The following is a 21882-nucleotide window of genomic DNA, read 5'->3' as shown; positions in this document are numbered from 1 at the left end:
TAGAGCTCCGATATCTTTAGTGGCAAACTTAATTATCGGAGATAACTATGAGAATTATACGTAGCCAATAACAATGGCAAACCATCATTGAAGATCAGCAAAAAATTGGCTTAACAACATTTAATACCGTATAATCCGCAGCCTTTAATAGGGAAGTGTCCTATTGTTATTCAAATAGTTAAGAATGGAAAATTTGCAAGTGCCAAATCAGAATCAATCGGATCATAATAGTACTCAGCAATCCACTACACCATTTTCTCCAGAAGCGCTTTTGCTTTCTCAGCAAATGTCTCAACAACTTGTCGAAAAAAATAACTCAGACGATGATATTGACTTAGCAGAATTATGGCGTGCTATATGGTCAGGGAAATATATTATTATCGTTATTTCATTTATATTTGCTGTTTCATCTATCGCTTTTGCCTTATCAAAACCTGATGTTTATAAAGCATCAATTTTATTAGCGCCAGCCTCATCAGATTCTGCTGGTGGAATGGGGGCCCTTGCCGGACAATTTGGTGGTTTAGCTAGTCTTGCAGGTATTAGCTTAGGTGGTGGTGGAACTGATAAAACGGCTTTAGCTCTTGAAATTATAAAGTCACGTGCATTCCTTGAAACCTTTATTATTAAACATGAATTGTTAGTGCCATTAATGGCAAGTGAAAATTGGGATAGAGCAACAGATTCTCTCGTCATTAATAAAGAACTTTATGATAGTAAAAATAAAAAATGGTTAAGAGAAGTTTCATACCCCAAAAAATCTGTACCGTCTTCTTGGGAAGCCTATCAACAATTTTTAAGCTTATTGGCAATCTCGCAAGATAAAATAACATCACTAGTGACAATTGATATTGAGTTTTATTCACCTGATATTGCAAAAAAATGGCTTGTTTGGTTAATTACAGACGTTAATAACTTTATGCGTGAGCAAGATGAAAAAGAAGCTCAATCTTCTATTGATTATTTAACTAAACAACTTGAGAAAACAGAAGTAAGTGCGATGGAAACTGTTTTTTATCAATTGATTGAAGAGCAAACAAAAAATATGATGCTAACTAAGGTTTCAGCCGAATATGTTTTAAAAACGATTGACCCTGCTCAAGTACCTGATACCAAAGCTAAGCCAAAGCGTGCATTAATTGCAGTACTAGGTACAATGCTGGGTGGTATATTATCGGTACTTATCGTATTAATAAGGCACTTTACTAAGAATAATAAATTGACTAAACCTAAGGAAGAAAATTTAGCGAAAGCTAATATGAAATTATGATGGACGTATTTATCTCTGCACTTACCGCTTTTTGCTTTGCCTTTATCGCAATTAAGTTCTTTAAACCGGTAGCAATAGAAGTTGGCTTGGTTGACAAACCCAGCGAACGAAAATTGCATGCTGGACATATTCCGCTTATTGGTGGAATTTCAATTTTTATAGCGGTACTTATGGCTAGTCTTTTATGGCTCCCTAATACTTTAGAACTTCGTATGTACCTAATTGCCTCAGCAATGATGGTTTTCATTGGTGCGGTAGACGACAAATTTGACCTGAAAGTACGTATTAGAATTATTGGGCAGCTTATTGTCGCTAGTCTAATGATTTATGGTGTAGGTGGTTATATTTCAAACTTAGGTAACTTATTTGGTTTAGGTGATGTAACATTAGGCCCTGTAGGTATTATATTTACCTATGTCGGTATTATTGTTGTTATCAATGCTTTTAATATGGTTGACGGTATTGATGGGTTGATCGGTAGCTTAAGCATTAATACTTTTACTGCTATCGCTATTCTGTTCATCATGAGTGGACAAAACGATTACGTGAGTTACCCGTTAATACTTGCTACGGCGACAATCCCCTATTTAATTTTTAATTTAGGCTTAGCGTCCAAAGCAAGAAAAATATTCATGGGGGATGCAGGCAGCATGTTCATTGGCTTGAGTGTTATTTGGTTATTAACGATGGGCACTCAAAATGAAAGCGCCTCATTTAGACCTGTAACCGCGCTGTGGATTTGCGCCGTACCATTAATGGATATGTTAGCAATAGTGGTACGACGTTATAAAAATGGTAAATCACCTTTCAAGCCAGACAGAGATCACCTTCATCATATACTTCAACGTGTTGGTTATAGCTCACGACAAACTTTGCTTATTATCTCTATATCTGCAGTAGCAATGTCAATCATTGGTTTGGCGGGTGAATATTTTAATGTTCCGGATATCATTATGCTGACAGGTTTTATTTTTATCTTTGCTTGTTATGTATTCGTTATTCGTAAAATAACAAAGTCAGAAAAAGTGAAATAGGGAAACCTATTGGCAAAAAGAAGATTGTAACGATTAAGTCCTTATTAATAAAGGCTTTTTTAATAGGTGGGCGTCGATTTAGTGTATCAACATATATTTCAATGACGAAAAATGTTGACTCAGGGTATGGAAATACCTGGTTTTACGTGTTGAAATAAACCAACATTTTTGTAGATACGGAAAAGGAAACACGTGCGTATTGTACGTTATTTATGAAACTATCAACTACTAATTTTAAAACGATTGTCAAATATACCCCATTAGTGTCTATCGATTTAATAGTTCGAGACACTGAAGCGAATGTGCTGTTGGGTAAAAGAACGAATCGTCCAGCTCAAGGCTTTTGTTTGTCCCTGGTGGACGCGTTCTAAAAGATGAGCATTTTGCCTCTGCATTTAAACGTCTCATAAAAGAAGAGTTAGGGCTTTATAACGTACAGTCAACTTTTAAAGGTATCTACCAGCACTTTTATGATGATAACTTTTCTGAAGATGATTTCTCAACGCATTATCTAGTACTCGCTTATGAAATAACCTTTAAGGGTGATTTAGCTTCTTTACCACTTGAACAACATTCAAAATACAAATGGTTCGCTGAAAAAGAGCTCGTTGAAAGTGAACAAGTACATAAGCACAGTAAATGGTATTTTCAAGAAAATAAACAAGCTGATGCTTCTTTAAAGAATAAACATAATTCAAATTAAATGATTTTAAACGGAAATTTTATATGATCACTCCTGTTATTATGGCCGGTGGCTCAGGCTCAAGATTATGGCCATTAAGCCGTTCGTTATATCCTAAGCAGTTTTTAGCCTTAAACGGCAATGAAACAATGCTACAGCAAACCTTACAAAGACTTTCTGGGTTAACGCTTGAACGTCCGGTAGTTATTTGTAATGAAGAGCACCGTTTTATCGTGGCTGAGCAATTACGTGAAATCAATCAATCAGGCTCTATTATTCTAGAGCCTGTTGGCCGTAATACAGCGCCTGCAATTGCACTAGCCTCAAAGACAGTTGTTGAGTCTAAAGATTCACTCATCCTCATTTTAGCGGCTGATCACGTTATTCTTAATGAAAGCGCTTTTGTTGATGCTGTCGAAAAAGCTATTCCTTTAGCAGAAGCGGGTAAACTTGTGACTTTTGGTATTGTACCTACCGAAGCGCATACCGGCTATGGCTACATAAAGCGTGGCGAATCCGTTAATGAAAATGGCTTTGAAGTCGATGCCTTTGTTGAAAAACCTAATGCAGAAATAGCCAGTGAATACTTTGAAGGCAAAGAGCATTATTGGAATAGCGGCATGTTTTTAATGAAAGCAAGTCGCTATTTAGAAGAATTAAACCAATTTAGACCTGATATTTATACAGCATGTGAAAGTGCTTTGGCAAACATCTCAAAGGATGAAGACTTTATTCGAATAGATAAAGATGCCTTTGAAAAATGTCCTGATGAATCTATTGATTATGCGGTAATGGAAAAAACATCGGATGCGGTTGTGGTGCCATTAGATGCAGGTTGGAGCGATATTGGTTCTTGGTCTGCATTATGGGATGTAAATTACAAAGACTCTAATGGCAATACCGTGGTTGGTGACAGCATTATGCACGAAACGACTAACTGCTTAATCCAAGGTAGTGAAAGATTAATTGCAACGGTTGGTATCGACAATTTAGTTATCGTTGACACAAAAGATGCTTTACTCGTTGCTAGTAAAGATAAAGTACAAGATGTAAAGAAAATTGTAGAGCAATTGAGAGCTGAAGGTAGAAGCGAATTTAAGAATCATCGTGAAGTTTATCGTCCTTGGGGTAAGTATGATTCTATTGATACAGGAACGCGCTATCAAGTAAAACGTATAACGGTTAAACCCGGTGAAAAACTGTCTATTCAAATGCATCATCACAGAGCTGAGCATTGGATAGTGGTGTCAGGTACGGCAAAGGTCACAAATGGCGATAAAACATTTTTAGTGACAGAAAATGAATCTACATACATACCCATTGGTGTGATCCATGCGCTGGAAAATCCAGGGAAATTACCCTTGGAAATGATAGAGGTTCAGTCAGGAACCTATCTAGGTGAAGATGATATTGTACGTTTTGAAGACCGATATGGTCGCGTGTAAAACCAACAATTAAGAGAAAATATATGACTGAACTTACTTGTTTTAAAGCATACGATATTCGTGGGAAATTAGGTGATGAACTCAATGACGAAATCGCTTACCGAATAGGACGAGCTTTTGCTTTGTACTTAAAACCAAAAAAAGTAGTCGTGGGCGGAGATATTCGTTTAACCTCGGAGTCATTAAAACTTTCCTTTTCAGAAGGCCTTCGCGATGAAGGTGTTGATGTTTTTGATATAGGTATGACAGGCACTGAAGAAATTTACTTTGCTACAAAAAATTTAGGTATGTGCGGTGGCATTGAAGTAACAGCGAGCCATAACCCGATGAATTATAATGGTATGAAATTCGTCAGAGAAGATTCTAAGCCAATAAGTGGTGATACAGGCTTAAATGCGATTAAAGCGCTAGCCGAAAGTCAGCCTTGGAAAAATACCGATCCTATTACGCAAGCATCACCAAAAGGGGAGTATACACAAATTTCGAATTTGGCTGCTTATGTTGACCACTTAATGACATACATAGCCCCTGAAAATATTACACCACTTAAATTAGTGGTAAATTCGGGTAATGGCGCTGCTGGTCATGTTGTTGATGCAATAGAGGTAGCGTTTAAACAGCTCAATATCCCAATTGAATTGATTAAAGTGCATCACGAAGCTGATGGTGATTTTCCTAATGGTATACCTAATCCACTATTGATTGAAAATAGGGAAGATACCGCTAAAGCGGTTCGTGAGCATAATGCAGATATGGGGATAGCATGGGATGGCGATTTTGATAGATGTTTTTTGTTTGATGAAACAGGTGAATTCATCGAAGGGTATTATATTGTAGGATTACTAGCTGAAGCTTTTTTGAAAAAAAATACGGGTGGAAGTGAAAAACCAACAAAAATCATTTATGATCCGCGCCTAACTTGGAATACCGAGCAAATAATTAAAGAAAATAATGGCGAAGCCATTATGTCTAAAACAGGGCATGCTTTTATTAAAGAGCGAATGCGTAAAGAAGATGCTGTTTATGGCGGAGAAATGAGTGCTCATCATTACTTTCGCGATTTTGCTTATTGCGACAGTGGAATGATCCCATGGTTATTAGTTGCAGAGTTATTATCAGTTAAAAAACAGACGTTATCTTCGATGGTTAAAAATTGTATTGTTGCATTTCCTAGCTCAGGAGAGATTAATTCAAAACTCGATAATCCAACGTTAGCGATAGAACGAGTATTAGAGCAATACAAAGAACAAGCGATAGACATCAATTATACAGACGGTATTGGTTTATCTTTTAAAGAGATAAATGCTAAAAACACTTTTGAATGGCGCTTTAATCTTAGAACATCAAATACTGAGCCGGTAGTTAGACTCAATGTTGAAGCGAAAGGTAATGTCGCTTTAATGCAAGAAAAAACAAATGAACTATTAGAGTTGTTAAGAAAATAACATCTTGTACATCAGGTTTAGGAAATAGAAATGACAAAGAATAAAGTAGCTTTAATTACAGGTGTAACAGGTCAAGATGGTTCATACCTTGCTGAATTATTATTAGAAAAAGGTTATGAAGTTCATGGCATCAAACGTCGTGCATCATCGTTAAATACCGAGCGTGTTGATCATATCTATCAAGACAACCATGAAAACAATCAAAAATTTTTTCTACATTACGGTGATTTAACTGATTCATCTAACCTGACGCGTATCATAAAAGATGTGCAGCCAGATGAAGTATATAACTTAGGGGCACAGTCACATGTCGCTGTTTCATTTGAATGTCCTGAATATACTGCTGATGTAGATGCCATGGGCACTCTTCGTTTATTAGAAGCTATTCGATTTTTAGGTATGGAAAAAACAACTAAATTTTACCAAGCATCTACTTCAGAGCTTTATGGTGAAGTTCAAGAAATACCACAAAAAGAAACGACCCCTTTTCACCCGCGTTCTCCTTATGCAGTAGCAAAAATGTATGCCTATTGGATTGTAGTTAACTACCGTGAGTCTTATGGTATGTATGCGTGTAACGGTATTTTATTTAATCATGAATCACCTCGCCGTGGTGAAACCTTTGTAACGCGTAAAATTACGCGTGCTATTACCAATATTTCTCAAGGCTTAGAAAAATGTTTATTCCTAGGTAATATGGACGCACTTCGTGATTGGGGACATGCTAAAGATTATGTACGTATGCAATGGATGATGTTACAACAAGAAACTGCCGATGACTTTGTTATTGCAACGGGCAAGCAAATATCTGTACGTGAATTTGTATCATTATCAGCTAAAGAAGTGGGTATTGAATTAGAATTTACCGGTGAAGGTCTTGATGAAATAGCGACAATTAAAGCTATCACTGGCGATAACGCGCAAGCACTAACTGTTGGCGATGTTATTGTACGTGTTGACCCACGCTATTTCCGCCCGGCAGAAGTTGAAACTTTGCTTGGTGACCCTTCAAAAGCAAAAGAAAAATTAGGTTGGGTACCACAAATTACTGTAGAAGAAATGTGTGCTGAGATGGTGCAGAACGATTTAAGTAAAGCAAAGCAACATGCACTACTTAAAGCGCACGGTCATAAAGTCGCTATGTCAATTGAAAATCAGGGTTAAGAGTATGTTTGCCTTAAATACAAAGATATTTGTTGCTGGACACCGAGGCATGGTTGGGTCGGCGATTGTACGTCAGCTTGAAGCAAGTGGTCATACTAATATCATTACCCGCACACGAAGTGAATTAGACTTGACTAATCAGCAAGCTGTTGTTGATTTTTTTCAAGCTGAAAAAATAGAACAAGTCTATTTAGCTGCGGCTAAAGTGGGTGGGATTGTTGCTAATAATACTTACCCTGCTGATTTCATTTATGAAAACTTAATGATTCAGTGCAATATTATACACAGCGCACACTTGGCAAATATTCAGCAATTATTATTTTTAGGCTCTTCATGTATTTATCCTAAATTGGCAGAGCAGCCAATGAAGGAAACCGCTCTATTAACAGGTAAACTTGAAGAAACGAATGAACCTTATGCTGTTGCAAAAATAGCGGGTATCAAACTCTGTGAAAGTTATAACCGCCAATATGGTCGTGACTATCGTAGTGTAATGCCAACTAATCTTTATGGCGCTCATGATAATTTTCATCCAGAAAATAGTCATGTTATCCCTGCATTAATCCGTCGATTTCATGAAGCAAAATTAAATGGTGATAAAGAAGTTATTGCATGGGGCAGTGGGAAGCCTATGCGTGAGTTTTTGTATGTTGATGATATGGCTGACGCCTCAATTCATGTCATGAATTTGGCTAAAGTAACTTACGATGAAAATACAGAACCGATGTTAAGCCATATTAATGTCGGGACAGGGGTTGATTGTACAATCTGTGAATTGGTTGAAACGGTTGCCAAGACTGTAGGCTTTGAAGGTAAAATTGTATTTGATTCAACTAAACCTGATGGAGCTCCTCGTAAGCTAATGAATGTAGAACGGCTTAAGTCATTAGGCTGGGAGTATACTTTTACCTTAGAAAATGGCTTGAAAGAGGCATATAACTGGTTTTTAGATAACTACGAAAAATTCAGAAAGTAAACGTTATAATAAGTAGGCTATATTAGTGGTAAATAAGATGAAAAGCTCCCCAATAAAAAGTATTGTTCAATCATCAATGTGCATAGGATGTGGTGGTTGTGCAGGGGCCAAAGACCAGATGGGGTTCAATTCCGAAGGATTGTACCAACCGCATTTTTCAGCCTTGGAAGAATTGGATGGAAAAGAAAAACTTTGTCCTTTCAACCCTACGCCGGATGAAAGCAGTAAAAGAGCAAGTTTAAATACAAACATTGAAAGCAATAAATATCATAAATATATAGGGAATTATTCCTCAATGTATGCAGGCTATTCTGATTCTCATCGTAAAACATCGTCTTCAGGCGGTGTTTCTACTTGGATTTTAGAGCAGTTATTAGAGCAAGGATTGGTAGATAAAATTATATGTGTAGGCTCAGATGATGATGGATGTTATGAGTATAAAATTGTAAATAATGTAAATGATTTGGTTGCATCGTCACATACAAAATATTTCCCTGTTACATTGAATAATGTATTGAACGAGGTAGCTGAAAGTAACGATTCATATGCAATTGTTGGACTCCCTTGTTTTATTCACGCAATTAAATTACGTGAAAAATATGACTCTAAATTGAAAGGAAAGATCAAGTTTAAAATAGGTTTGTTTTGTGGAGGTTATAAAACAAAATTCTTTACTGAGTATTTATCTGGATTATGTGGTGTAGATAAAACAAACATTCAGCTCCCCCAGTATAGAGTTAAGAAAAAAGAAGGTGTGGCAGTAGATTACTTATTTAGTGTTCTGGAAAAGTCGAGTGCTAAAAATAAATCGGTCTCCATGAACAATGTTGGCGATATGTGGGGTACAGGTCTTTTTAAGCCAGAAGTATGTGATTATTGTGAGGATATCTCAGCTGAACTAGCTGATGTATCAATAGGTGATGCATGGATACCACCCTATTTAAACTCTCCATTAGGAAATAATGTTGTTATATGCCGTAATCGCTCTATTGAGAAGATTATTAAACAAGGTATTTCAAATAACACATTGTCTTTGGATATTATAAATGAAGAGCAGATACTTCAATCCCAAAGAGGGAATATAGCGCATAGAATAAAAAGCCTAGCATATAGACTTTCAAAAAAAGAAGGGGTGCATGATAAGCGTTTAATGACAAAACCTAAACGTTCATTTAATTTTATAAATAATATAGTCCAATATCAAAGAGGTAAAGTGAGAAGATTAAGTATTTATCTTTGGCCTCAATGTCATTCTTCAGAGGAATTTGATCATAAAATGAAACCTCATTTGAAGAGATTGAAAATTTTGACCAAACTTAATCAGATAGTAAGAAAAATTACAGCAAGGCTAAGAACATGAAGGCGATTTTAAATATAGAGTTTATTACAATTAGTAACGTTATTTATCTTTCAAGTGACTACTGAAAACAATAAAAGAATAGTGAAAAATACTTTTTCGCTCTTCTTCAGATTGATTTTTACGCTCGCAATATCATTGTACGTTTCAAGAATCGTTTTAAAAGCTCTTGGTGTTGATGATTTTGGTATATATAGCGTAGTTGGCAGTATTGTTACAATGCTTAGTTTTATGACCAGTGCATTATCAACGACAACACAACGCTTTATTTCGTATGAGTTAGGGAATAAAACAACTAAAGGATTAGTTAAGCTTTTTTCTATGGCTGTAAATGTTCATATCATTTTAGCAGTGCTAATATTATTCGTATCAGAAATAATTGGTGTATGGGTAATCAATACTAAGCTTAATATACCGGTAGATAGGTTAGATGCTGCTTTAATCGTTTTTCATTTAAGTCTTTTTACAGTATTTGTTAATATAGTCATTACTCCATATAATGCGGCAATTATATCCTACGAAAGAATGGGTGTAGTAGCATGGTTATCTATTATCGAATCATTATTTAAATTAAGTGGAGCCTTCTATTTAGCTTATAATAGTGACATTGATAATTTAATATTATATGCCTCCACGCTTGCACTTATATCAGTGTTCATAAAGTTATTAAATATTGTGTATTGCCATTGTTTTTTGAAAGATATTTACTTTAAACTCATCTGGGAACATTCTCTTTTTAGATCTCTTTTGATTTTTTCAGGTTGGAGTCTATGGGGAGGTCTCGCGTATGTCTTAATGGTTCATGGCGTTAACATTCTGATAAATATATTTTTTGGGCCTGTAGTTAATGCTGCTCGGGCAATTGCGAATCAGGTGCAAGGAGCAGTGTTACAGTTTTCATCAAGTTTCCAAATGGCAATGAATCCACAAATAGTTAAAAATTTCGCTATTTCTGATTTTACTCAAATGAAACAAATAGTTATTTATGGTGCGAAGTATACATATTTCTTATTATTAATGTTAATAGTTCCAGTAATTATTGAAACAGAGTTAATATTAAAACTTTGGCTAGGTGAATTTCCTGAATATACAATTATTTTTGTCCGATTAATGTTGTTAGTAGTACTAATAGAAAGTTTATCAAATACATTAATGGTAGCAATGCAAGCCACTGGAAGGATTGCATTGTATCAAACGGTTGTAGGGGGGATTTTAATTTTAAACCTCCCATTATCATACTTTTTTTTAAGTTCAGGATATCCACCTTACATCACAATAATTATTGGCTTTGCTCTATCATGTTTTACATTAGTTATTCGTTTGCTTTTTTTGAGGAATATCATATCACTTGATATAAAAGATTTTTTTTATAAAGTTATAGTTAAGATATTTTTAGTGACTGCAATCTCTATTTTAGGACCTACTTTTATTCATCATAATGTCGATGATGATTTTATTCGTTTATTTTCTGTGTTCTCTTCATCCACAGTTATGATTTTAATTATGATTTATTTTGTGGGTTTAGAAAAATTAGAACAAAAGTTCTTATATGACAAAATAAAAATGATTCAACACAAATTTAAAAGGGACAATTAATGAAAATAGCGACTTTAACTCTACCATTACATACTAATTATGGTGGTGTCATGCAAGCGTATGCTCTTCAAAAAGTGATTGGGGAACTTGGGTATTCATCTGAATTAATACAATTAACCCCCTCTGCCTTTAGACCAGCTTATAAAGTTGTATTGTCTAAAATTAAAGCAGCTCTTTTCAATTTAGTTACTAATGACATATCCAAAAATAGAAATTTACAATTTGAAACATTTATACAAACTGAAATAGTAAGAACAGAGGTAATAGAGTTTCCATACCAACTGAGCAGTCACTCAGTTCAAAAGTTTGATGCTTATGTCGTTGGTAGTGATCAAGTATGGAGGCAAGACTATGCCGTGAATATAGAGTCATATTTCTTTGATTTTGTAAAAGGAAATAAAGTACTTCTGTCCTACGCCTCGTCCTTTGGGGGGGATGTTTGGGGATACAGTGACAAACAGACGAAGAGTTGTTCTACGTTAGCTAAACGGTTTTCAGCAATATCAGTTCGGGAAAGTGCAGGCGTTGATTTATGTAAAAAACATTTAGATGTAAATGTCGAAAGGTTACTAGATCCTACATTACTATTGAATGTAAAATATTATGAATCAATTATTTTAAAATATAGTTCAAAAGATACTAATGTTTCTTCGGGGGTTTTTACTTATATATTAGATATGAACAAAGAAAAAGAGAATGTAGCGATTGAGATTGGTGATGCTTTAAATGAAGACGTAACTATTTTTAATAAAGACCTTACAACTTCAGAAAAACTTAATTTTGGTGAATGGCTCCAAGGATTTAAAAATTCATCATTTGTATTAACAGATTCATTTCATGGTGTTGCGTTTTCAATAATCTTTAATAAACCTTTCCTAGCAATAGGAAATATAGAGCGTGGATTAAGTCGTTTTGAAACTATCCTCAATGTCTTCAACCTCAGAGATAGGCTATTGAACGATGATAATAAACTTCTTGATATTATAAACAATGATGTTGATTACGATTTAGTCAATGAAACCTTAGAGCTTGAAAAGGCTAGATCATTAAAGTTCATCGCAGATAACTTACCTTCTAAGAAATGAATAAAATGAATGAAAACATTAAAATATCAGTCGTTGTACCTTTATTTAATAAAGAAACATCCATATACGAAACGCTATTATCAGTTTTAGACCAATCGTTTACCTATTTTGAACTAATAGTCGTTGATGATGGTTCTACAGATAGCAGTCTCAGTGTTATTTCTAAGATTAATGACGAGAGATTAGTTGTCTACTCTAAAAAAAATGGTGGAGTCTCCGATAGTCGTAATTTTGGGATTGATAAAGCAAATGCAAGTTTGATATTTTTATTGGATGCTGATGACTTAATTGAAAAAGATTGTTTAGAGACACTATATCAATTAACCAATCTATACCCCAAAGAATCTATTTTTTGCGGAAACTTTGAAATTGTAGATTCAAATTCTATGGTATGCTCTTCAAAGTGTAAGTTAAATACTAGAATGCTAATCACAGAGCCTCTTAAAGAACTATGGAAAGATGGTGTGTTTTTAAGAACAGGTAATATGTTAGTCAGAAAAGAATGTTTTAGTGTGGTTGGTGGTTTTGATATTAGGCTTTCATACTATGAAGATATGGAGCATGTTTTGAACCTTATCAGAAAGTATGCTGTGGTATTTGATCCCAAAGTAATTTTTACTTATCAGTTAGAACATAACTATTTAAGCAGTAAGAAAGTTTCTCTCAGCAAAGATTGGACTTGGTATGCTTCGTTTAACAACAAATCTTATTATGAAAAATTAATAATTGGTTCTGTAGTTTATAGTAGTCTGATAAAGCGCTTTAGAAGCAAAGATTATTCTGGTTGTGTCTGTCTATTAAAGAAACACTTCCTCTCTCTGCATTATATATTTGGATGCAAAATTTTAAAGAAACTAAAACTCAACTCATGATTTCATGTATATTGAATTTTCTTTTAAGTAATGGATTTATAAATGTTCCGGTTTTTTAAACGAGTAATAATGTTTATTCACTCGAAAGTAAAGCATCGAAAGCTCGTCATATTTTCATATTCCGTTTCAATTGGAACTCAGTCAACCTTTGAAGGGATGAATAAGCTTTATCCAAATGCACATTTTAGTGGAAATTTAGGCTTTGGTTCTTATATCGGTAATAGATCTGATATTACAGGTAAGGTTGGACGTTATACATCGATTGGTACAGATGTCAAAGTTATATGGGGGACACATCCATATACTTATCCATATGCAACTACAAGCCCAGCTTTTTTTTCGATAAAAAAACAAAATGGAGCCTCGTTTACTAATATACAGCGCTTTGAAGAGTCTCTTTTAGTTGATAAACAAAACAACTACCCAGTTAAAATTGGAAACGATTGTTGGATAGGCGAACGAGTTATGATTGTAGGTGGCGTTGAAATAGGTGATGGAGTAATGATTCTAGCAGGTGCTGTTGTTACTAAAGATGTGCCTGCTTATTCCATTGTTGGCGGTGTGCCAGCGAAATTCTTGAAGTATCGGTATACTAAAGAAACCATTAAATTCTTATTAGAATTCGAATGGTGGAACAGAGATTCAGCATGGTTAAAAGTTAACGTTGGATTGATGAATGATATTCATAGTCTGGAAAGCAAGTACACAAATAAAAGTTAATAGTTTGCTTGAATAGTCCAGTTAAGTTGCTCGAAATTCAAGGGTTTGGAATCACGTTATGTTTAAAATAGTTAGTACAATATTGGCCAGGTTACTCTTTGCTTATAGGGGGGTCGTATATGGTGAAGGCTTTACAGTTTTAGGATTACCTTATGTAAGAGCTTATGGAAAATTAATTATAGGTAATTCAGTTACTATTAATAGTGGGTTAAAAGCAAATGCTGTCTTTGGGGTTGGTTGTAATGTTCTTATCAGTAAAAAAGATGCAGAGTTGATAATTGGTGACAATGTAGGTATGTCAAATGTTACCATTTATAGTGAAACATCTATAACGGTAGGGGATAATACCTTGTTAGGTGCCGGAGTTAAAATTTGGGATACAGATTTCCATTCTTTAGATGCAAAAATAAGGATGACTCCTGGCGATCGTGGTGTGAGTGCAGCTATATCTATTGGCAAAAATTGCTTCATCGGTGCGGGCTCTATGATACTTAAAGGAGTTAGTATTGGTGATAATGCCGTTATAGGTGCCGGTAGTGTCGTCGCTAAAGATGTGCCAGATAATGAAGTTTGGGCCGGTAACCCATGTCGTTTTATAAAGAAAATATGCCCATAATAGTTTTTTAATCCTTAAAGTAAGATTTATTAATGCCAAGAATCACAGTAATAACCGTATGTTATAATGATAAGTCAGCTCTTAAACGTACAATAAGCTCGGTCCGAGATCAAGAATTTGAACTAGAACATGTAGTCATTGATGGTGGCTCAACTGATGGTACAGTTGAATTGCTCAAAGAAGCACAAGTAATGTGCAAAAATTTAAGGTATTTAAGTGAACCCGATAAAGGTGTTTATGATGCTATCAATAAGGGAGTTAAGCTCTCTACATCGGAATATTTATTAGTATTAAATGCAGGTGACACTTTTGGGAGTAATGATGTAATTAAAGCTATTTTTTCATCTCATTATTATACTAACCAAGATTACTTGGTCGGGCGAGTTAGTTACGTGTACAAGTCTGGAAAAACCAAAAGTGATAATCCTAATTTTTATTCTATCAATAATTTAGAGTGTTCCCACCAGGCTTTCATATACAAGAAAAACTTGCACGAAATACTAGGTTTATACACATTGAATTATAAATCAGCCTCTGATTATGATTTCTTTTCAAGAATCCATAAAAGCTACGGGGTTTCACAGTCGGAAAAATACCCTTTTATTATTGCTATTAGAGAAAAGTTTGGCGCAGATATGAGTGATTCAGTGAAACATACATTAGAAATGATTAAGATTGATTATCGACATAAGTTATTGAAGATAACAATATTAAAAAGAACTAAAGAGTTACTCTTTAAGTTGCTAAAAGCAGTAAAGGTAAGATAATGAAATATATTTTCTCTTCTCCGTATTATTTGAATAAGCGTGCTACTGGCGCCAATAAGCGATTTGAACGAGTTCTGTATGAGCTTCAGGACAAGTATGATATAGGTATTGTTGTGGCCAAGGGAGAGGTGCCGCTCGATGTCAGCCCTTCAGTTACTCTTTATGAAATCCCTTTGTTTATAGCTAATAGGCGATTGTTAACTTTTATTTATCTGAATATTTTATACCTGTATTTTTCTCTATTTAAAAATATACTTATTAGTGACTTTAATCCGATTCCTGTATCAATGTTTTTTTCTAAAAGACAATTTCAACTTATACATGATACTAGAATATTTGATAATTTTGGGAGGTGGGACAAATTATCCTCAATGTTTATGAAGTTTCAATGGAAACACGTAAAGAACAAAGTGGTCGTGTCTCAGTTTACTAAAGATCGACTATGTAAAGAATTATCAATTAAGGAGTCTTCTGTTATTGTAAGCTATAATGGTGTATTACCTTCTGATTTTGATGTTAGTTTAAATAAAGATAAGGCGATAGATCTTCTTTATGTTGCAACATTTGAAGAAAGAAAAAATCATATAAATTTGATTAGGGCGCTAGCCAATATTGAAGAACGACTTATTGTTACTTTTCTTGGCAAAGATTTAGGGATGAAAGCGGTAATAGAGGAAGAAGCGTCTAAAGCAGACAGGCATCAGATAACTTTCCTAGATTCGGTTTCTGAAAACGAATTAGCTGATTTATATCAAAATAGTAAAATATTTATAAGTCCATCTTTATACGAAGGTTTTGGTATGCCAATACTTGAGGCGTATGCGTATGGATGTAAGGTCATTTGTTCTGATATATTTGTTTTTCATGAAGTACTTGGTTCAAAAGCTACTTATTTCAATGCTGAGGAAGTAAGCAGTATCAGCAGAACGATAGAAGAGTCGTTGTCATCCTTTAGTAATTTTAAAGACCAAAAAGTTATAGTACCTAATCATTTTCATTGGGAAGTAATATCAGAACAGTTGATAAGTGATATTGATTCCCTATTATTCAAGAAAGTTTAGAAGCATGAGGGGATCTTCTGTATTCAACTATATAGTTGTTTTGTTTCTATTATCGCTACCTTTTGTTAGTGCTTTTTCTATAACCTCAGCTTTAACTTTACCATTGTTAGTTGGAGGGAGTGCGCTTCTTATTGGTGGTTTTTTCAAAAAATTAAGGTTTAATAAATCCCTTAACTTGTTGTTCTTATTTTTTGTTTTCATAGTCATAATCGCAGCTAATTTAAATATGGAGCACTTTCTATCAAATAAACCTTTAAATCATATATTATCTTTTTTGTTTTGTTTTTTTATTTATTTTACAATACCATACAGTTACTTGTCAGTGGATTATGATGTTAGTTATAAGATACTCTGTAAAATAATTTTATTAGGGGTGATCGTTTCTGCATTTATTGCAATTTTTGAGTTTACTGTAACCAACGTATTAAAAATGCCGTTTGACTTATTCCCTAGACCTGCAGTTACCGAGTATGAGCCTTTAAGTATTGGAGGGATGGTCCGAGCTAGGGGGTTTGCTGAAGAGTCAGGTCATTTTGCCCTATACTTAATTTCAATGTATTTATGTGTTTTTTCATACGTAAAGGCGCAGTTTTCAAAGCTTACGGTACTTTTATTAACATTTTTAGTTGTGGTTGCTTTGTTTTGTAGCTTTAGTGTTTCCGGCATTTTGTTTAGTGTTGTAGCTATTTTCTCTACATATCTATTGTATAACCTAAGCTCACCAATAAAATTTATTTATATGATAGTGGCTTTATTATCGGTGATATTAATTTTAGAGTTCACCATACAGTATTATACTGGGTTTTCTATATTTTACGATGTTATTTATGCAAAGCTGAACGGTTCTGCTTCAATGACAGATAGAAGCAATAAGTTGGACTCAGCTCTTTATTTTTTATCTCAAAAAGATGGCGTTTTAAATTATCTATTTGGTTTCGGACCCGCCTTTTATGAAACGTATAACCTGCCTACCCTAGTAACCTTATACCCATTACTTTATGTTCAGTTTGGTATTATAGGTCTTCTTTTATTTTTAACTATTGTTGCTTACCCTGTAATTATTTCTAATCTGAATGGTACAATGATAGATAAATATTTATTTTGTTCTTATTTTTATAGCTTACTTTTTTTTGCTGCTATCTCTAATTACTGGTTTCCATGGTTTTGGGTTATATTGTCGATAATACTAGTCCAAAGTAAGAGAAATAAAGTGATAGAAATATAATCGAGAGTGCACTCTTGTGTTATTTACAAGTAAGTTATGAAGTACTTTATAAATAGTACAAGTTTTATTATAAGTTACACACCTAACACCAACATTTCATAAAAAGTCGAAAACTTTGTGAAATAGTATGAAAATTTTTATAAGGTTTAATTTTTATGGCGACAATCGCTATCAGTGCCAATACTAGTTGGTACTTATATAATTTTAGAAAAAATACAATTCTTGCTTTAATCAAACAGGGATTTATCGTGATAGCTATAGCCCCTGAAGATGAGTATTCAGATAAACTCTTAAAATTAGGCTGTCAGTTTATTCACATTAACATAGATCAGGGCGGTACAAACCCAGTTAAAGATGTTAAAACATTTTTCGATTTTTATCATATTTATAAAACCACAAATATTGATGTTGTTTTGAACTTTACACCTAAAAATAATATTTACAGTACCTTAGCGGCTCATTTTAATAACACTAAAGCTATTAATAATATTGCTGGATTAGGTATTTTGTTTATTAATGAAAGTATTACTTCTAAAATAGCAAAGTTTTTGTATAAGATTAGCCAGTCTAAAGCCTCTAAATTATTTTTTCAGAATGAAGAGGACCGCCAACTTTTCTTAGAAAACAAAATAACCACAACGGTGCCAACTGATAGGTTACCTGGTTCAGGTGTTGATTTGTCACGTTTCACACTCTCTCCTGCACCGGATGATAACAAAGTTAGATTCTTGCTTATTGCACGTATGTTATATGACAAAGGCATTCAACAATATGTTGATGCGGCGCGTAACTTAAAACAAAAATATGGCACGAATGTAGAATTATGTTTATTAGGCTTTTTAGATGTCAATAATCCTTCGGCCGTATCTACTGTTGATATGAATTCCTGGGTCGAGGAGGGGATCATTAACTACCTTGGTGTATCTGATAATGTAGAACAAGAAATAGCAAAAGTTGATTGTATGGTGTTGCCTTCTTATTATCGTGAGGGCGTGCCAAAATCATTACTCGAAGCGGGATCCATGGGCAAGCCTATTGTAACAACTGACAGTGTTGGGTGCCGTGAAACTGTAGATGACGGAATTAATGGCTATCTTTGTGAACCCCGCTCAAGTGAAAGTTTGACTGAAAAATTATCGTTGATCATTGAGATGTCTCATGAACAACGACTTGAAATGGGCCTAAAGAGCCGAGAAAAGATTCAAAAAGAATTTGATGAAAAAATAGTGATCAATAAGTATTTAGCTGCTGTTGATGTATGTATTCAAAATAAAATGGAAATGTTATGAAAATAGCTATTGCAGGAACAGGTTACGTAGGATTATCAAATGCTATGTTATTAGCACAACACAATGAAGTGGTTGCGGTTGATATTATTGAAGAAAAAATAAAGTTGTTAAATGATAAAAAATCGCCAATTTCTGATGTTGAGATTGAAGATTTTTTATTAAATAAAGACTTAAACTTTACCGCGACTTTAGATAAAGAATTCGGATATAAAAATGCTGATTTTGTAATCATAGCAACACCAACAGATTATGACGTTGAAACTAATTATTTCAATACGTCATCAGTTGAAGCTGTTATTAAAGATGTTTTAGCCATTAACCCAAATGCGGTTATGGTTATAAAATCGACTGTGCCGGTTGGTTATACACAAAGCGTAAGAGAAAAGTTTAATTGTCAAAATATAATATTCTCTCCTGAGTTTCTTCGCGAAGGTAAGGCGCTGTATGACAATTTGCACCCGTCAAGAATCATTGTTGGTGAAACTAGTGAACGCGCAAAAGTTTTTGCTAATTTACTCGCTCAAGGTGCTATAAAAGAAGATATTGATATTCTGTTCACGGATTCAACAGAAGCTGAAGCTGTTAAACTGTTTTCAAATACTTACCTTGCTATGCGTGTTGCGTATTTTAATGAGTTAGACAGCTACGCAGAAGCACATGGCTTAGATTCTAAACAAGTGATTGAAGGTGTTAGTTTAGACCCACGCATTGGTAACCATTATAATAACCCTTCTTTTGGTTACGGTGGTTATTGTTTACCCAAAGATACCAAACAACTTCGTGCTAATTATAAAGATGTACCTAACTGCATTATCAGCGCAATTGTTGATTCTAACAGCACCCGAAAAGATTTTATTGCTGACTCTATTATCAAGCGTAACCCGAAGGTAGTGGGTGTATATCGCCTTATTATGAAGAGTGGTTCTGATAATTTTAGGTCGTCTTCTATTCAAGGTATTATGAAACGCATAAAAGCGAAAGGTATTGAAGTTGTTATTTTTGAACCTGAATTAACCGAAGCTGAATTCTTTCACTCAAAAGTTATTACTGATTTAAATGAGTTTGCTGCAATTTCTGATGTTATTGTTTCTAATCGAATGTGTACAGAATTAGACTTTGTTGCTGACAAAGTTTACACACGTGACCTTTTTGGTAATGATTAGTTTGCTTCGGATTAAGGGATAATTATGAAGTATTTAGTAACCGGTGCAGCCGGATTTATAGGTTTTCACCTAACGAAACGATTATGTGAACAAGGGCATGACGTTGTTGGTATTGATAATTTAAATGATTATTATGATGTAAACCTTAAACTCGCTCGTTTAGCGGAATTAGATAAGTTTACTGTTAAAAATACCACAAATGATAATGGTGTTTTTCGATTTATAAAGTTAGACCTCACCGAACGTGAAGGGATAGCGACATTATTTACCGATGAAAAGTTTGATCGTGTTGTTCACTTAGCGGCACAGGCGGGTGTTAGGTATTCAATCGAGAATCCTATGGCTTATGCTGACTCAAATTTAATTGGTCACTTAACCATTCTTGAGGGGTGTAGAAACAATAATATTAAACATTTGATCTATGCTTCTTCTAGCTCTGTTTATGGTTTGAATAATAAAACGCCATTTTCAACGAGCGACTCAGTTGACCACCCAGTATCGCTTTATGCAGCAACCAAAAAGTCTAATGAGTTGATGGCGCATAGTTATTCGCATCTGTATGACGTGCCAACTACAGGGTTAAGATTTTTCACCGTTTACGGATCATGGGGACGACCTGATATGGCGCCCTATATTTTCACTAAGAAAATTTTAGATGGCGATACGATTGATATTAACAATAATGGTGATATGTGGCGTGACTTTACACATGTAGACGATATTGTTGAAGGTATTGTTCGCATTGCTGATGTTGTTCCAGTGCGTGATCCTACTTGGAAAGTGGAAAGTGGTTCTGCCGCTTCTAGTTCTGCACCGTATGCTATTTATAACATAGGCCATGGTTCACCTATTAATTTGATGGGTTTTGTTAAGGCCATTGAAGATGAACTGGGCATTGAAGCTACGAAAAACTTTCGTGAAATGCAAGCGGGTGATGTTTATCAAACCTATGCAGAAGTTGATGACTTATTTGACGCTGCAGGTTACAAATCACAGGTGTCTGTCGCCAAAGGTGTTGCTGAATTTATTAGCTGGTATAGAGAGTTCTATAAAAAATAAATAATATCAGGCTAAAATATTTTTACGATAAAAATGACATCAATTGATGTCATTTTTTATTTGTTGGGGGGAAATGTTTATTTCACCGTGACAATTGCTAAAAGTCCCTTTAATATTAGTTAACGTAAAAATTTAGGGACGAAAATGACAAATAAAATAACAAAAGCGGTAATTCCAGTAGCGGGTCTTGGTACTCGTATGTTGCCAGCAACTAAAGCAATTCCCAAAGAAATGCTGCCAATTGTAGACAAGCCGATGATCCAATACATAGTTAATGAATGTGTTGCGGCGGGTATTAAAGAAATTGTGCTAGTTACCCATTCTTCAAAAAACGCCATTGAAAATCATTTTGATAAATCTTTTGAACTTGAAACGACTTTAGAAAATCGCGTAAAGCGTCAGTTGCTTGAAGAGATTCAAGCGATTTGCCCGAAAGACGTTACCATACTGCATGTTCGTCAAGGCGAAGCGAAAGGCTTAGGTCATGCTGTATTGAAGGCTCGTCCTATTATTGGTAACGAACCTTTTGTTGTGGTACTTCCTGATGTTATTTTAGATGATGCTACAGCAGATTTGAAAACCGAAAATTTAGCGGCGATGTTAACGCGTTATGATGAAGTTGGTGGCTACAGCCAAATTATGGTTGAACCTGTACCAATGGAGCAAGTAAGTAGTTATGGTGTGGTTGATTGTGGTGGTGTTGAGCTTGCCCCCGGTGAGTCAAAAACTATGACGGCTATTGTTGAAAAACCAGCGATGGAAGACGCGCCATCAAACTTAGCCGTTGTTGGTCGCTATGTCCTTTCTGAGAAAATTTGGGATTTATTAAAGTTAACCCCTCCAGGTGCTGGCGATGAAATTCAATTAACTGACGCTATTGCGATGTTAATGGAAAAAGAAACGGTTGAAGCTTTCCATATGACAGGTAAGTCACATGACTGTGGTTCTAAACTAGGCTACATGAAAGCGAATGTTGAATACGGTTTACGCCACCCAGAATTAGCTGATGATTTCAGAGCATATTTAACCGACTTGATGAAGTAACAACTATTTTTT

The 21882-nt window shown here is 34.7% G+C and carries 20 protein-coding genes; all 20 read left to right on the top strand.

Going from position 1 to position 21882, the window contains the following annotated elements; translation table 11 throughout:
- Positions 1 to 184: 184 nt before the first annotated feature.
- The 20 genes from H4J75_RS00100 (at position 185) to galU (ending at position 21870) form a co-directional block, all read left to right on the top strand.
- Positions 185 to 1270, top strand: a complete 1086-nt coding sequence (locus H4J75_RS00100; protein WP_310733776.1) for a Wzz/FepE/Etk N-terminal domain-containing protein — start codon at positions 185 to 187, stop codon at positions 1268 to 1270.
- The gene (gene wecA / locus H4J75_RS00095; protein WP_259366309.1) at positions 1267 to 2304 is read left to right on the top strand and encodes a UDP-N-acetylglucosamine--undecaprenyl-phosphate N-acetylglucosaminephosphotransferase; all 1038 of its coding nucleotides are present in this window, start codon (positions 1267 to 1269) and stop codon (positions 2302 to 2304) included. The genes H4J75_RS00100 and wecA overlap by 4 nt, the downstream gene beginning before the upstream one ends.
- Before the next feature lie 343 nt (positions 2305 to 2647).
- Positions 2648 to 3007, top strand: a complete 360-nt coding sequence (locus H4J75_RS00090) for an NUDIX domain-containing protein (RefSeq protein ID WP_404842718.1) — start codon at positions 2648 to 2650, stop codon at positions 3005 to 3007.
- A 23-nt stretch (positions 3008 to 3030) separates the two neighbouring features.
- Positions 3031 to 4431: a mannose-1-phosphate guanylyltransferase/mannose-6-phosphate isomerase gene (locus H4J75_RS00085; RefSeq protein ID WP_182221015.1), complete on the top strand. Its 1401-nt coding sequence runs from the start codon at positions 3031 to 3033 to the stop codon at positions 4429 to 4431.
- A gap of 23 nt (positions 4432 to 4454) precedes the next feature.
- A complete protein-coding gene (locus H4J75_RS00080) occupies positions 4455 to 5876 on the top strand; it encodes a phosphomannomutase CpsG (RefSeq protein WP_182221014.1) in 1422 nt (473 codons plus the stop codon).
- A 30-nt stretch (positions 5877 to 5906) separates the two neighbouring features.
- The gene (gene gmd, locus H4J75_RS00075; RefSeq protein ID WP_182221013.1) at positions 5907 to 7040 is read left to right on the top strand and encodes a GDP-mannose 4,6-dehydratase; all 1134 of its coding nucleotides are present in this window, start codon (positions 5907 to 5909) and stop codon (positions 7038 to 7040) included.
- 4 nt (positions 7041 to 7044) lie between these two features.
- Entirely contained in the window at positions 7045 to 8016 is a 972-nt protein-coding gene (locus H4J75_RS00070; protein WP_182221012.1) for a GDP-L-fucose synthase, read from the top strand.
- Between the two features lie 37 nt (positions 8017 to 8053).
- A complete protein-coding gene (locus tag H4J75_RS00065; RefSeq protein WP_182221011.1) occupies positions 8054 to 9376 on the top strand; it encodes a Coenzyme F420 hydrogenase/dehydrogenase, beta subunit C-terminal domain in 1323 nt (440 codons plus the stop codon).
- Between the two features lie 135 nt (positions 9377 to 9511).
- Positions 9512 to 10969: a lipopolysaccharide biosynthesis protein gene (locus H4J75_RS00060; RefSeq protein WP_182221010.1), complete on the top strand. Its 1458-nt coding sequence runs from the start codon at positions 9512 to 9514 to the stop codon at positions 10967 to 10969.
- Complete coding sequence (locus H4J75_RS00055) at positions 10969 to 12054, top strand: polysaccharide pyruvyl transferase family protein (protein ID WP_182221009.1); 1086 nt, start codon at positions 10969 to 10971, stop codon at positions 12052 to 12054. Before H4J75_RS00060 ends, H4J75_RS00055 begins: the two co-directional genes overlap by 1 nt.
- Before the next feature lie 5 nt (positions 12055 to 12059).
- Complete coding sequence (locus H4J75_RS00050) at positions 12060 to 12926, top strand: glycosyltransferase family 2 protein (protein ID WP_182221008.1); 867 nt, start codon at positions 12060 to 12062, stop codon at positions 12924 to 12926.
- Between the two features lie 69 nt (positions 12927 to 12995).
- The gene (locus H4J75_RS00045; protein ID WP_220465198.1) at positions 12996 to 13646 is read left to right on the top strand and encodes a CatB-related O-acetyltransferase; all 651 of its coding nucleotides are present in this window, start codon (positions 12996 to 12998) and stop codon (positions 13644 to 13646) included.
- A 58-nt stretch (positions 13647 to 13704) separates the two neighbouring features.
- Positions 13705 to 14262: a DapH/DapD/GlmU-related protein gene (locus H4J75_RS20345; protein WP_310733777.1), complete on the top strand. Its 558-nt coding sequence runs from the start codon at positions 13705 to 13707 to the stop codon at positions 14260 to 14262.
- A 32-nt stretch (positions 14263 to 14294) separates the two neighbouring features.
- On the top strand, positions 14295 to 15029 hold the full coding sequence (locus tag H4J75_RS00035) for a glycosyltransferase (RefSeq protein ID WP_182221006.1): 735 nt from the start codon (positions 14295 to 14297) through the stop codon (positions 15027 to 15029).
- On the top strand, positions 15029 to 16090 hold the full coding sequence (locus tag H4J75_RS00030; protein ID WP_182221005.1) for a glycosyltransferase family 1 protein: 1062 nt from the start codon (positions 15029 to 15031) through the stop codon (positions 16088 to 16090). Before H4J75_RS00035 ends, H4J75_RS00030 begins: the two co-directional genes overlap by 1 nt.
- 4 nt (positions 16091 to 16094) lie before the next feature.
- Positions 16095 to 17315 carry a hypothetical protein gene (locus H4J75_RS00025; RefSeq protein ID WP_182221004.1) on the top strand — a complete coding sequence of 407 codons (1221 nt, stop codon included), beginning with the start codon at positions 16095 to 16097 and terminating at the stop codon, positions 17313 to 17315.
- A 155-nt stretch (positions 17316 to 17470) separates the two neighbouring features.
- Positions 17471 to 18604, top strand: coding sequence for a glycosyltransferase family 4 protein (locus H4J75_RS00020; RefSeq protein WP_182221003.1), 1134 nt, complete (start codon positions 17471 to 17473; stop codon positions 18602 to 18604).
- Positions 18601 to 19767, top strand: a complete 1167-nt coding sequence (locus H4J75_RS00015; RefSeq protein ID WP_182221002.1) for a nucleotide sugar dehydrogenase — start codon at positions 18601 to 18603, stop codon at positions 19765 to 19767. Before H4J75_RS00020 ends, H4J75_RS00015 begins: the two co-directional genes overlap by 4 nt.
- 24 nt (positions 19768 to 19791) lie before the next feature.
- Positions 19792 to 20826, top strand: a complete 1035-nt coding sequence (locus H4J75_RS00010; protein ID WP_182221001.1) for an NAD-dependent epimerase — start codon at positions 19792 to 19794, stop codon at positions 20824 to 20826.
- 144 nt (positions 20827 to 20970) lie between these two features.
- Positions 20971 to 21870: a UTP--glucose-1-phosphate uridylyltransferase GalU gene (galU, locus tag H4J75_RS00005; protein ID WP_182221000.1), complete on the top strand. Its 900-nt coding sequence runs from the start codon at positions 20971 to 20973 to the stop codon at positions 21868 to 21870.
- Positions 21871 to 21882 lie beyond the last annotated feature (12 nt).

The sequence above is a fragment of the Colwellia sp. BRX10-1 genome, from assembly GCF_014077545.1.
GTDB lineage: Bacteria > Pseudomonadota > Gammaproteobacteria > Enterobacterales > Alteromonadaceae > Colwellia_A.
Note: the sequence above shows the minus strand (reverse complement) of the source record. Positions and strands in the feature narration are given on the sequence as shown.

Bases quoted from the DNA above. Each gene is read 5' to 3' on its own strand.
- H4J75_RS00015 (WP_182221002.1), top strand. From the start codon at position 18,601: ATGAAAATAGCTATTGCAGGAACAGGTTACGTAGGATTATCAAATGCT.
- H4J75_RS00070 (WP_182221012.1), top strand. From the start codon at position 7,045: ATGTTTGCCTTAAATACAAAGATATTTGTTGCTGGACACCGAGGCATG.
- H4J75_RS00025 (WP_182221004.1), top strand. From the start codon at position 16,095: ATGAGGGGATCTTCTGTATTCAACTATATAGTTGTTTTGTTTCTATTA.
- H4J75_RS00085 (WP_182221015.1), top strand. From the start codon at position 3,031: ATGATCACTCCTGTTATTATGGCCGGTGGCTCAGGCTCAAGATTATGG.
- H4J75_RS20345 (WP_310733777.1), top strand. From the start codon at position 13,705: ATGTTTAAAATAGTTAGTACAATATTGGCCAGGTTACTCTTTGCTTAT.
- H4J75_RS00045 (WP_220465198.1), top strand. From the start codon at position 12,996: ATGTTTATTCACTCGAAAGTAAAGCATCGAAAGCTCGTCATATTTTCA.
- H4J75_RS00010 (WP_182221001.1), top strand. From the start codon at position 19,792: ATGAAGTATTTAGTAACCGGTGCAGCCGGATTTATAGGTTTTCACCTA.
- H4J75_RS00030 (WP_182221005.1), top strand. From the start codon at position 15,029: ATGAAATATATTTTCTCTTCTCCGTATTATTTGAATAAGCGTGCTACT.
- H4J75_RS00035 (WP_182221006.1), top strand. From the start codon at position 14,295: ATGCCAAGAATCACAGTAATAACCGTATGTTATAATGATAAGTCAGCT.
- H4J75_RS00100 (WP_310733776.1), top strand. From the start codon at position 185: ATGGAAAATTTGCAAGTGCCAAATCAGAATCAATCGGATCATAATAGT.
- gmd (WP_182221013.1), top strand. From the start codon at position 5,907: ATGACAAAGAATAAAGTAGCTTTAATTACAGGTGTAACAGGTCAAGAT.
- H4J75_RS00020 (WP_182221003.1), top strand. From the start codon at position 17,471: ATGGCGACAATCGCTATCAGTGCCAATACTAGTTGGTACTTATATAAT.
- H4J75_RS00080 (WP_182221014.1), top strand. From the start codon at position 4,455: ATGACTGAACTTACTTGTTTTAAAGCATACGATATTCGTGGGAAATTA.
- H4J75_RS00050 (WP_182221008.1), top strand. From the start codon at position 12,060: ATGAATGAAAACATTAAAATATCAGTCGTTGTACCTTTATTTAATAAA.
- galU (WP_182221000.1), top strand. From the start codon at position 20,971: ATGACAAATAAAATAACAAAAGCGGTAATTCCAGTAGCGGGTCTTGGT.
- wecA (WP_259366309.1), top strand. From the start codon at position 1,267: ATGATGGACGTATTTATCTCTGCACTTACCGCTTTTTGCTTTGCCTTT.
- H4J75_RS00065 (WP_182221011.1), top strand. From the start codon at position 8,054: ATGAAAAGCTCCCCAATAAAAAGTATTGTTCAATCATCAATGTGCATA.
- H4J75_RS00055 (WP_182221009.1), top strand. From the start codon at position 10,969: ATGAAAATAGCGACTTTAACTCTACCATTACATACTAATTATGGTGGT.